11 protein-coding genes are annotated in these 11582 nt (G+C 60.2%); 3 read left to right on the top strand and 8 right to left on the bottom strand.

The annotated features are described in order from the left end of the window. Window positions 1-134: 134 nt before the first annotated feature. Together VI26_RS10585 and VI26_RS10590 are read right to left on the bottom strand one after the other, a co-directional pair. Entirely contained in the window at window positions 135-602 is a 468-nt protein-coding gene (locus tag VI26_RS10585) for a single-stranded DNA-binding protein (RefSeq protein WP_048409716.1), read from the bottom strand. A 72-nt stretch (window positions 603-674) separates the two neighbouring features. Next, window positions 675-2036: an MFS transporter gene (locus VI26_RS10590; RefSeq protein WP_048409717.1), complete on the bottom strand. Its 1362-nt coding sequence runs from the start codon at window positions 2034-2036 to the stop codon at window positions 675-677. A gap of 178 nt (window positions 2037-2214) precedes the next feature. Between VI26_RS10590 and uvrA the strand changes: the two genes are divergently transcribed. The 3 genes from uvrA (at window position 2215) to VI26_RS10605 (ending at window position 6667) form a co-directional block, all read left to right on the top strand. Then, window positions 2215-5046, top strand: a complete 2832-nt coding sequence (gene uvrA, locus VI26_RS10595; protein WP_048409718.1) for an excinuclease ABC subunit UvrA — start codon at window positions 2215-2217, stop codon at window positions 5044-5046. A gap of 138 nt (window positions 5047-5184) precedes the next feature. After that, complete coding sequence (locus VI26_RS10600) at window positions 5185-5643, top strand: VOC family protein (protein ID WP_048409719.1); 459 nt, start codon at window positions 5185-5187, stop codon at window positions 5641-5643. A gap of 94 nt (window positions 5644-5737) precedes the next feature. Next, window positions 5738-6667: a LysR family transcriptional regulator gene (locus VI26_RS10605; protein WP_048409720.1), complete on the top strand. Its 930-nt coding sequence runs from the start codon at window positions 5738-5740 to the stop codon at window positions 6665-6667. 168 nt (window positions 6668-6835) lie between these two features. Here VI26_RS10605 and VI26_RS10610 read toward each other — a convergent pair whose 3' ends face one another. From VI26_RS10610 to VI26_RS10635, 6 genes are all read right to left on the bottom strand, one after another. Further along, window positions 6836-7048, bottom strand: a complete 213-nt coding sequence (locus VI26_RS10610) for a hypothetical protein (RefSeq protein ID WP_048409721.1) — start codon at window positions 7046-7048, stop codon at window positions 6836-6838. Window positions 7049-7129: 81 nt separating this feature from the next. After that, window positions 7130-7756 carry a hypothetical protein gene (locus VI26_RS10615; protein ID WP_048409722.1) on the bottom strand — a complete coding sequence of 209 codons (627 nt, stop codon included), beginning with the start codon at window positions 7754-7756 and terminating at the stop codon, window positions 7130-7132. A 234-nt stretch (window positions 7757-7990) separates the two neighbouring features. Further along, window positions 7991-8905: a hypothetical protein gene (locus tag VI26_RS10620; protein ID WP_156183835.1), complete on the bottom strand. Its 915-nt coding sequence runs from the start codon at window positions 8903-8905 to the stop codon at window positions 7991-7993. A gap of 49 nt (window positions 8906-8954) precedes the next feature. Beyond that, window positions 8955-9875 (bottom strand): hypothetical protein, encoded by a 921-nt coding sequence (locus VI26_RS24505; protein ID WP_156183836.1) that lies wholly within the window; start codon window positions 9873-9875, stop codon window positions 8955-8957. Then, window positions 9868-10932, bottom strand: coding sequence for a hypothetical protein (locus VI26_RS10630; RefSeq protein ID WP_053074360.1), 1065 nt, complete (start codon window positions 10930-10932; stop codon window positions 9868-9870). The genes VI26_RS24505 and VI26_RS10630 overlap by 8 nt, the downstream gene beginning before the upstream one ends. A 1-nt stretch (window position 10933) precedes the next feature. Continuing rightward, window positions 10934-11582: DUF2345 domain-containing protein (locus VI26_RS10635; protein ID WP_048409725.1), on the bottom strand; the 649-nt coding region annotated here is incomplete at its 5' end.

Raw genomic sequence — 11582 nt, forward strand, 5'->3', positions numbered from 1 at the left:
CTGCGTCGGCGCGCCTTGGCTCAGCTACGCTGCGCGGGCGGCTCTAGGCGTTGTCCGCGGCCATGAAAAAGGCCTGCGGCGCGCCGCAGGCCTGTGTGAGAGCCGAAAGCCGGCGCTCGGATCGTAACAGGTTCTCAGAACGGAATATCGTCGTCCATATCGTCCAGCTGCTTCGGCGCCGGGCGCTGTTCCTGGCGGCGCGGCGCGGGCGGGGCTTCCTGGCGCGGGGCCGGCGCGTTGTAGCCGTAGCCGTCGTCCATGCCGCCGCCGCTCATGCCGCCACCGCCCATTTCATTGCGGCCGCCTTGCAGGCTGAGTTCGTTGACGCGCACGTCCGGGGACAGGCGCTTATTGCCTTCCTTGTCCTGCCATTCGCGCAGGGTCAGTTGACCGTAAACGGTCACCTGCTGGCCCTTGGCCAGGTAGTTCTTCAGCGATTCACCGCGCTTGCCCCATACCTGGCAGCTAAACCAGTTGGTGCTCTTGCGCTCGCCAAAGCCGATGTCGCTGGCTACGCGGAACGACAGTACCGGCTCACCGCTGGGGGTGTAGCGCAGTTCGGCGTCGGCGGCCAGACGGCCGTCAAAGGTGATGCTGTTCATCGATGTCTCCGAATAAAAATCTAAATATCTGGCCTGTTGCCGCGACGTGGCGGCGTTTCTTGGAGCCGTTGCTCAGAAAGTGGCCCCGATCAGGCCTTGCACCGCCGCTTCGTCCCATTGCTGTTGGGATACCTTGAGGTAGGCGACGCGGTCTGCCAGCACCACCACGGCTTCATGCACGCCGGCCACGGCGGCCAATTGCCGGGATAAGTCGCCGGCATCGCCGCGCCAATCCTCGCCGATGTGGAACATCACCGAGCGCACCGGCATCGGCGGACGCATGGCCAGCGACCACAGCAGCCAGCTTAGCATCAGCAGGCTGGTGAAGCCGAACACGCCGGTCGGGCCAAAGCGGGTGTACAACCAACCGCCTAGGGCCGCGCCCAGGAACAGGCCAAGGGATTGGGCGGTATTATACACGCCAATCGCGGTTCCCTTGGCATCCGCCGGCGCGATCTTGGAAATCAAGGACGGCAGCGTGGCTTCCAGAATATTGAAGGCGATGAAATACAGGCCCAGCCAGCTGACGATCTGCCAGAAGCTGTCCAGCGCCATCGCCATGCCCAGCTGGGCGGCGGCCATCAGCGCGATGGCGCCGACGAATACCTGTTTGAGCCGCGCCTTTTTCTCGCCGTAGATGATGGCCGGCACCATCAGCAGGAAGCCTATCACCGTCACCGGCAGGTACACCTGCCAGTGCTGGGTCTTGTCCAGGTGGGCGGTCTTGATCAGCGCGAAGGGGATGGTGACGAACATCGCCATCTGGGCCGCGTGCAAGGCGAAGATGCCGTAATTGAGCTGCAGCAGCTGCGGGTCTTTCAGCACCGCCGGCAGCCGCTTGGCATTGGCCTCGGTGTCGGAGTGGAAACGGGAACTGACCGGGTCCGGGATGATCAGCCACACGCCTATCAACGCCGCCAGCGACAGCGCGCCGGTGAGCGCGAAAATGCCGTTGACGCCGATGTACTTGGCCAGCAGCGGCCCCAGCACCAGGCTGGCGGCGAAAGTGGTGCCGATGGACATGCCTATCATCGCCATCGCCTTGGTGCGGTTTTCCTCGCGGGTCAGGTCCGCCAGCAGCGCGGTGATGGCGGCGGAAATGGCGCCGGCGCCCTGGATCACCCGGCCCACGGTCAGGGTGGCGATGTCGTGCGCGCCGGCGGCGACGAAGCTGCCCAGCGCGAACAGCAGCAAGCCGCCGTAAATCACCTTCTTGCGGCCTATCTTGTCGGACAGCATGCCCAGCGGCAGCTGCAACAAGGCCTGGGTCAGGCCGTAACTGCCCAGCGCGATGCCGATCAGGGTATGGTTTTGCGCGCCGTCCAGGGTCTGGGCGTAGAGGGCGAATACCGGCAGGATCAGGAACATGCCCAGCATGCGCAGGGCGTAGATGCCGGAAAGGCCAAGGCTGGCCCGGAGTTCTGTTGCGTTCATTCTTGTGTGCGTCGTTTGCGTTGCTGACGGGCGGCGGCCGCGATGGCCGCGCCCAATGGTTCTAGTAACGACTCGGCGTCGTTCCGGATGACGCCGCGTGTAAAGACTGGTGGAGTCAGACTTGCCAAGTCAGGTATATTAACAGGTTCCCTGACCGACGGTGAGTAACGGCTCCAATATGGACAGCATTCGCATTCGCGGCGCACGCACGCACAATCTGAAGAACATCAACCTGGACTTGCCCCGCCACCAGCTGATCGTGATTACCGGCCTGTCGGGCTCTGGCAAATCCTCGCTGGCCTTCGACACCCTGTACGCGGAAGGGCAGCGCCGCTATGTGGAAAGCCTGTCCGCCTATGCGCGCCAGTTTCTGCAACTGATGGAAAAGCCGGACGTGGACCTGATAGAAGGCCTGTCGCCGGCGATCTCCATCGAGCAGAAAGCCACCAGCCACAACCCGCGCTCCACCGTGGGCACCGTCACCGAAATCCACGACTATCTGCGCCTGCTGTACGCGCGCGTGGGCGAGCCGCATTGCCCGGAGCACGGCGTGCCGCTGTCCTCGCAAACCGTCAGCCAGATGGTGGACCACGTGCTGGCGCTGCCGGAAGAGAGCCGGGTGATGATCCTGGCGCCGGTCATCGTCGGCCGCAAGGGCGAGAACCTGGATCTGTTCGAAGACCTGCGCGCCCAGGGCTTTGTGCGGGTGCGGGTGGACGGCGAAGTATTTGAAATCGACGCCGTGCCCAAGCTGGACAAGAACAAGAAGCACACCATCGAGGTGGTGATAGACCGCCTGAAAGTGCGCGCGGACATGAAGCAGCGGCTGGCGGAAAGCTTTGAAACCGCGCTGCGCCACGCCGAGGGCCGCGCCATCGCCGTGGAAATGGACAGCGCCAAGGAACACTGGTTTTCCGCCAAGTTCGCCTGCCCGGTGTGCTCCTACAGCCTGCCGGAGCTGGAGCCGCGGCTGTTCTCCTTCAACAACCCGATGGGTGCCTGCCCCAAGTGCGACGGCCTGGGCGAAATCACCTTCTTCGACCCGCGCCGCGTGGTGGCGCATCCGGAACTGAGCCTGGCCGCCGGCGCGATCAAGGGCTGGGACAAGCGCAACCAGTTCTACTTCCAGATGCTGATGGCGCTGGGCGAGCATTACGGCTTCTCCGTGGCCGAACTCGCCTTCGAGGACCTGCCGGAAAAAGTGCGCAATGTGGTGCTGCACGGCTCCGGCCGCGACAGCATCGAATTCAGCTATATGTCGGAGAAGGGCACCAAGTTCAGCCGCGCGCATCCGTTCGAGGGCATCATCCCCAATCTGGAGCGCCGCTATCGCGAAACCGACTCCTCCGCGGTGCGCGAGGAACTGGCCAAGTACCAGAACAACCAGCCCTGCCCGCACTGCCAGGGCTCGCGGCTGCGCCTGGAAGCGCGCCACGTCTTCGTTGGCGAGAAAACCCTGTACGAGATCAACCAGATGCCGCTGAAGGAGACCGCGCTCTTCTTCGCCCAACTGGCCTTCAGCGGCCAGAAACAGGCGGTGGCGGAAAAAATCGTCAAGGAAATCAGCGAGCGGGTGTCCTTCCTCAACAATGTGGGCCTGGACTACCTCAACCTGTCCCGCTCCGCCGACACCCTGTCCGGCGGCGAGGCGCAGCGCATCCGCCTGGCCAGCCAGATCGGCTCCGGCCTGACCGGCGTGATGTATGTGCTGGACGAGCCGTCCATCGGCCTGCACCAGCGCGACAACGACCGCCTGCTGGCCACGCTGATGCGGCTGCGCGATCTGGGCAATAGCGTGATCGTGGTCGAGCACGACGAAGACGCCATCCGCGCCGCGGATTACCTGGTGGACATGGGCCCGGGCGCCGGTGAGCATGGCGGCGAAGTGCTGGTGGCCGGCACCCCGGACGAAGTGGCCGCCTGCGCCGGCTCCATCACCGGCGACTTCCTGTCCGGCCGCCGTCGCATCGCGCTGGGCGGCGAGCGCCGCGAAGTGGACCCGGAGCGCATGCTGCGCCTGATAGGCGCCAGCGGCAACAACCTCAAGAACGTCACGCTGGAGCTGCCGCTGGGCATGCTGGTATGCATCACCGGCGTGTCCGGCTCCGGCAAATCCACGCTGATCAACGACACCCTGTACAAGATCACCGCGCGCGAGCTCAACGGCGCCAGCGAAGAGCCGGCGGCCTACCAGGACATCCAGGGCCTGAAGCAGCTGGACAAGGTGATCAACGTCGATCAAAGCCCGATCGGCCGCACCCCGCGCTCCAACCCGGCTACCTATACCGGCTTGTTCACGCCCATCCGCGAGCTGTTCGCCGGCGTGCCGCTGTCGCGCGAGCGCGGCTACGGCCCGGGCCGCTTCTCCTTCAACGTCAAGGGCGGTCGCTGCGAAGCCTGCCAGGGCGACGGCATGATCAAGGTGGAAATGCACTTCCTGCCCGATGTCTACGTGCCCTGCGACGTGTGCCACGGCAAGCGCTACAACCGTGAAACGCTGGAAGTGCAGTACAAGGGCAAGAGCATTCACGAAGTGCTGGAAATGACCGTGGAACAGGCGCTGGACTTCTTCAGCGTGGTGCCCACCGTGGCGCGCAAGCTGCGCACCCTGATGGACGTGGGCCTGGGCTATATCCGCCTGGGGCAGAGCGCCACCACCCTGTCCGGCGGCGAGGCCCAGCGCGTCAAGCTGGGGCTGGAACTGTCCAAGCGCGACACCGGCCGCACTCTGTACATTCTGGACGAGCCCACCACCGGCCTGCATTTCCATGACATCGACCTGCTGCTGCAAGTGCTGCATCGGTTGCGCGAAAGCGGCAATACCGTGGTGGTGATCGAACACAATCTGGACGTGGTCAAGACCGCGGACTGGCTGATCGACCTGGGGCCTGAAGGCGGCGCCGGCGGCGGCCAGATCATCGCCACCGGCACGCCGGAACAAGTGGCGGCCAATCCGGTCAGCCATACCGGGCGCTATCTGCAGCCTTTGTTGCAGCGCGAGCGCCCGTGATGGCAATCAAGTACAATGCGCGGATAGGCTGCTTGCTGTTATAAAGAATGACCGGTGGCGGCAAGGGGTAGAGGGGGCGCCGCCCGGCAGGACGGCCCGCCGCCCCGTGCCGTCGCATCAAAAACAATAGAGGAAGTCATGCTGACTTTAGGCAAGATCGATCACATCCACATTCGAGTGACTGATGTGCCCAAGGCCCTGAAATGGTATCAGCGCGTGCTGGCCATGGCCCCGGACCCGCGTTACAAGCATATGCGCGAAGGGCCGCACGGCGCGGTGATGCTGGTCAACGCCAACGGCGCGGTGCGCCTGGCGGTGAGCCTGGCGGTGAACGAGGATAAGAGCGGCAATGTCAGCCACCAGGGCGCCGTCGCCTTCGTCGTCGGCGGCCAGGATTTCCTGGAATGGATAGACCAGCTGGCCGGCGAGCGCGTCACCAATAGCGAAGGCCAGACCATCGCCCGCGATTCAGTGCGCGACCATCGCTTCTTCTGCTCGTTGTCCTTTGTCGATCCCTTCGGCAACCCGTTCGAGATCGTCAGCTACGACCACACCTGGCTGGTGGGCAAACTCAAGCTGAATGGACAGCTGGAGTGAGCCGCGCCGCCCCGCCGCATCCAACCGCTCGCTTGCGAGCGGTTTTTTAATGCCGGCCAGGCCGCTCACTTCTCCATCAAGAGGCCGCATCGCCATGAGCAAGGATCAAATCAGGGAAGACGAGGGCGCGGCCGGGCCGGGCCGCTTGCCCTCGCTGCGGCTGCTGGCCGGCTTTGAAGCCGCCGCGCGGCTGGGCAGCGTCTCCCGCGCCGCCGAGGCGCTGCACCTGTCGCAGTCCGCGGTCAGCCACCAGATCCAGCAGCTGGAAGCCTTTGTTGGCCAGCCGCTGTTCCAGCGCGTGGGCCGCGGCATCGAGCTGACCTTTGCCGGCCAAATGCTGCAGCAAAGCGTGCGGCGCGCGCTGGACACGCTGCGCCGCGGCCTGGATCGCATCGCGGTCTACACCGACCCCGGCCTGGTGGTGCTGGTGGGACCGGCCTTTGTGCTGCATGGCTGGTTGCAGGGCCGGCTGGAACGGCTGCGCGCCGCCCATCCCGACATCGTGCCGCTGCTGTCCACCGACGAAGAACCGGGCCAGGCCGACGAAATCGATGTCGACATCGTCATCGGCCGCCAGCCGCTGGCGATGGCCGGCTGGGAAGATGCGGCCTGGCTGCGCGAAGACTGGCGCTTCGTCGCCGCGCCGGCGCTGGCGGAACAGCTGGCGGCGCTGCCGGCCGAGCGCCACCCGCAACAGGCGCGGCTGATCTGCCTGGAAAAGATGCGCATGCCGGAAGCGGCGGAAGCCGCGCTGCAAGCGCTGCTGCCGCGTTTCGGCATCGCCGCGGTCTACGACGCGCCGCAGCTGGCGCTGGACGCGGCCCTGCGCGGCCACGGCATCGCCTGCCTGCCATCGCTGGCGCTGGAGGAAGCATTGGCCGACGGCCGGCTGCGCGAACTGGCCGGCTACCCGCGCCAGCCGGGCGCGCAATGGTGGCTGTCGCGGCCGCGCGATACGCTGCGCAGCGAGGCGATGGCGAATCTGTTCGATTGGCTGAGGGCAGAGGGCGGCGCAGGGCGCTAAGAACCTGTTTACGATCTGCTGCGCGTCGTGAGACGTGACGCGGTGAGTACCGCTTCGAAATGCTCATGTAGCACTTGTACATTCCGCTTTCTCAGCCGTTTTCGCCTTGTCTCGCCTTAGCTCGCGAGATCGTAAACACGCTCTAAAACCGGCCCGGCTCGCCGGCGCTTAGCGGCGCTCCATGATTTGGTTTTGTTCTTCCTCGGACAGCCAATTCCAGACCACCTCGTAGTAAAGCTGGTGGATTTCCGGGTAGTTTTCCTCGCCAAACCTTTGAAAATTCTCCATGGTGTAATTGTCCGGCTGATGGAATAGCTGCTGGATATTCTCAAGCAAGGCATACACCCTCAGCACATCATGCGGCTTGATTTTGGGTTCCATATGGTTCCTGTTTGCGGCCTCTTGGTTGGGCCGCAACGTGGCGCCGGAGGCGCGAAGCGTGGGCCGGGCGGAGGATGGCGTTCAGTTCATGGGCAGCGCCGATGGATGCTCCACTGGAATGATGGCGGTGTGTGGGCCGGCTAAAATGGCCAGCTCCGTAAAAAAGAACTCCAGATCGTTGGAGAACACATCAAACGCGCCATGGCCATATTCGCCGGCCAGTTTTGCCATGCAAACATAATGGCATGAATGGGCGAGCAGTTCGTAAACCTGGCTATTGATCTCCGTTTGCGGGTCATCCAGGAAGGCGCTGAGCAGCGGTTGGGATGGCGGCTTGCTTTCACGGTGCCGAGACAGGATGGCGTGCTTCTTGAGTTCCTGCTTGAAGTTCATGTGCTCGTCATGAAGCGCCTTGAATCTTCCATTCTTATCCCGGAACAGCATGCGCGGCAGATAGGCCAGCGGCGTTTTTGGCGGAGGGCAGAGCGCGTTTTGGACATTGAAGTGGAAGCAATGTGAAATCAATGCCTTGAGCAAATTGTCGCTTGCCGCGCACTGATCAAAGCCAATGCCGCCATCCTGGCTTTTAGCCATGACGAGAGCAAACTCGGCCGCATCCGGCGCGCCAATGCGCTCCGTTCTTGTGCTGGAACCATGCTTGAATTGGTCAAAGCAGGCTGTGTGATAAAGGATGCTGTAGTCAGTCATGGGCTAGGTTCTGTGTGCTTCAATCGCCTCGCTCAGGCCGTCGTCCTCAACATGGCATAAGAACCTGTTTACGATCTGCTGCGCGTCGGCGATACGGCGTTGAAAACCAGCTCAAAATGCTCATGTACCACGTGTACATTCCGCTTTTTCGCTCGTTTTCGCCTTGTCTCGCCTTAGCTCGCGAGATCGTAAACACGTTCTAAGAGGGCCGGGCCCATCCGAGGCCGGCCAAGCTTATTGCAGATCCTTGGGGATCACCGGGTTTTGCTGGCCCGGCGGCGCAGGCGGCAGTTCCGGGTCTTTGTAGTCGCTGACGATGGGAATGCCCTGAGCCTTGAGAGTGGCTTCCTTGATATTCCGCTCTGACCTTAACTTCCTGGCAATGGGAATCCATAGCTGGCGCCAGTGATCACGTTCCTTCTCATCCACATACATTCTTTGCACTTCTTCATGTGGTTCTATGGTGAAGCTCATGATGTAAGCGCCGGGTTTATTGGGGTCCAGATGATCTTGATCCCGGTCCACCGTCACGCGCATATAAGTATGATTGAGATAAAGCTCCCAGTTTAGAGAGCCATCGAGTTGCATCCATTCCGCGAAAGACAGCTTGTAGTTTGGGTCCAGATCATCCGCGCCATAGTAGTTCAAGGCATGAATGCCACTTAGTCTGGGTTTATTAAAGGAAAATGCTGTTTTCCAGCCTAAAGCGGTGAACTTCTCAATGAGGTCTAGGATGTAGAGCCTTGCTTCATCATGAGACATCGCGCCACCATTTTTTACCCTGGCAGTGATGAAAATGCTGATTATCTCAGGAGAACGATTCTTCTCTTCAGTCGCTGAAATGCTTAGAACTTTGGGAATGACGGTCTTTGTTTCGCCAGCGTTAATCGTGACGCTAGGAAGCGCATTGGGATCAAAATTCATAGCCTTGTAGAAATTCAAGCCAAAATTTTGAGTTTCAGCAGCAACAACGGTTGGGTATTTTTTTTGCCAATCATCGCCACGCTGATACATTGCCAGTTCTATATGCGCAGGATAGGCCGGCTTCGCCTGCACTTGGCGCGGCGGCTCAGCGCGGGACGTAATAACGGCGATGACCCCGATGATGGCAAGGAGTGCGGCCAGTGTGATGAGGGCGGTTTTACTCATATTGGTCCGTAGCATCAAAAAAGACGGCCCCATCCGAGGCCGGCCAAGCTTATTGCAGATCCTTGGGGATCACCGGGTTTTGCTGGCCCGGCGGCGGCGGCGGCAGCTCCGGGTCTTTGTAGTCGCTGACAATGGGAATGCCCTGAGCCTTGAGCTTGGCTTCCTCGATATTGCGTTTGGACCGTAACTCTCTGGCAATGGGAATCCATAGCTGACGCCAATGGTCACGCTGCTTCTCCTCCACATTTCTTCTTTGTGTCTCCTCGTGTGGCTCTATGGTCAGGCTGATGATATAGGCGCCGGGCTTATTGGGGTCCAAATGGTCTTGATCCCGGTCCACAGTCAAACTCATAAAAGTATGATTGAGATAGAATCTCCAGTTGAGAGACCCTTTAAATTGCATCCATTCTGCCAGAGACAGTTTGTAGCTTGGGTCTAGTGCAAAAGAACCATAGTAGTTCAAGGCATGGACGCCACTTAGCCTGGGCTTGCTTAAGAAGAATGTATTTTTCCAGCCTAAAGCGGTGAATTTTTCAACGAGATCCAGAATGTAGAGCCGGGCTTCATCATGAGATAGTGCGCCGCCATTTTTGACTCGGGCATTGATATTTATACGAGTTATTCCTAAACCACGGCTCTTGTCTTCCATGCCCATGATACTTAAAGCCTTGGGGATAACCGTTTTCACTCCGCCTGCGTCAATGGTGACTGTGGGAAGAGGAGGGGGATCAAAGGATTGTGTCTTATAAAAATTCAAGCCAAAGTTTCGGGTTTCGGCGGCAATGGCTGTCGGGTATTTTTTTTGCCAGTCATCACCTCGTTGATAGAGGGCCAATTCTATATTGCTTGGATAGGTGGATGTCATTTTTTTGCTGCTCTCTTGACTTTTGTTCGATGTGTTGAAAGCAATTGCTGCGATGGCGGCGATGGCAATCAGAAAGCCCAGAATAGTTTTTTTTGTTTTAGTCATTGCTGCTATGCCAGTTTGCCATGGCTTTCAATTCTGCCTCCATGAAGTCTTTTTGTGTATCCATCAAACCGTGGAAGGTATTTGCAGCCTCCAATATCCAATTCATTCTACTGTCGTAATCTTCCAATTTGGTGCCTGTGGGAGGTATGGATTTTAATTCTTTTTGATTGGTGGTGCAGTTATGAGTGAAAACTAGCTCGATATCTGGTAGAAGCTTGTCGAACATGGTGTCCTTGATCATCTCCTTGCCTTCGCGCTGTAGTTTTACCCAACTCTTGAAGGCGGAATTTTCATACATTAACGGCTGCAAGATCTCTTTCTGCTCATGCACCGCGATGAGTTTTAGGTGTTCCAACTGTAGGGCCGCTCGAGGGGTAAGTTCAGTTTCTTTTTCTATTTGTCGAACCAGCTTAAACCCTTCGATGACACTAGGGGTGGCCGCCAGATAGTTTATTTGCGGGAGCACTTCCGCGCCTTGTTCCATGCGCTCCAGATTGTCGATGACTTGCTTGTGCAGGTCTTTGCAGCCGCGCGACGGCATGCACTGATCGAAGTGTTCCGGGTAGCGGCTGTAATACCAGTGGAAGGGGGCGATGTCCTGGAACAGCCAGAAATTGCCCAGCGCCAGGTGGCGTCTGACAAAGTCGGGGTCGATGATATTGGGCAGATAAGGGCGGGACATCGCCCGCCCGGCGGTGGATTGCCAGGCATCAATGGTGCAGGCCACGGTTTTGCTGGCGAAGGCGCCCAGGGCCATCCAGTAATAGCGGCCCTTTTTCTTGATATTGCCGTGCTCCTCAATTTCTAGATAAAAGCGGGCGTAAGTGGCGGCAATCACTCTTGCTCTGTCACCGTAATTGTTGAGGATGCGGCGTGACTCGGGGCGTTTCTGCTCTTCGGTGCTGGAAAAAATACTTGAAAGCAGGCTTGGACGCGAGACACGCAGGTAGGCGAAAGCCTGGGCCTGTGACAGCGGGGTTTTGCAGTCGGCCTTATTGGTGCAGACGGAGCCCTCGGTGGTATTGGTATTGGCTTGGTAAGCGGTGCTGTCCGCCATCTCACGGTTCTCCTTCCGGTGGCTGCATGTCTTCGGATGGCAGTATCTCATGCCATACCAGGCTGGCCTCCAGCGGCGTCGATTGTTGGGTATGGACGCGTTGGGTGCTGCCGTCCGACCTGGTGTGCTGGAGCAAGTGCTGCTGTCCGTCGCTGATGGCCAGCATCAGGCCGGACAGGGGCTTGCCGGTGGGGCCCAGAATGCGGAATTGCTCATCATAGCGTTCCGCGCTGGGAAAGCCCTGCATGTTCACGCCTATGCTGGCCGGGCCGCTCAGTTTGTGGCTGGCGCCCTTGATGCTGACTTCGCCCGGGCAGTGCACTTCGATATTGCCGCCCTTGAGCCGGATATAGCCGCCGCCGCTGGTGAGCAGGATTTCCTGACCGGCGGCGATGGTCAGCTTGCCCTTGCAGGCGGTGACGGTCACGTCCTTGTCCGCGGTGACCTCGATGCTGTCGCTCTGCGCTTGAACCTGCACCTTGCCCTTGGCGGCGATCAGCTTCAGCGCGATCTGGTCCTTGATCCCGGCGACGAACAGGCTGATGTGCTGGCCCACGTTATGCAGCCAGCGCCGGCCGCTGGTCTGGTTAGTGTCGCGCTGCGCCACCAGGTCCAGGTTGGTGCCGGCGGCCACGGTCTGGCTTTGCTGG

It is taken from the genome of Chromobacterium sp. LK1 (assembly GCF_001043555.1).
GTDB classification, from domain to species: domain Bacteria; phylum Pseudomonadota; class Gammaproteobacteria; order Burkholderiales; family Chromobacteriaceae; genus Chromobacterium; species Chromobacterium aquaticum.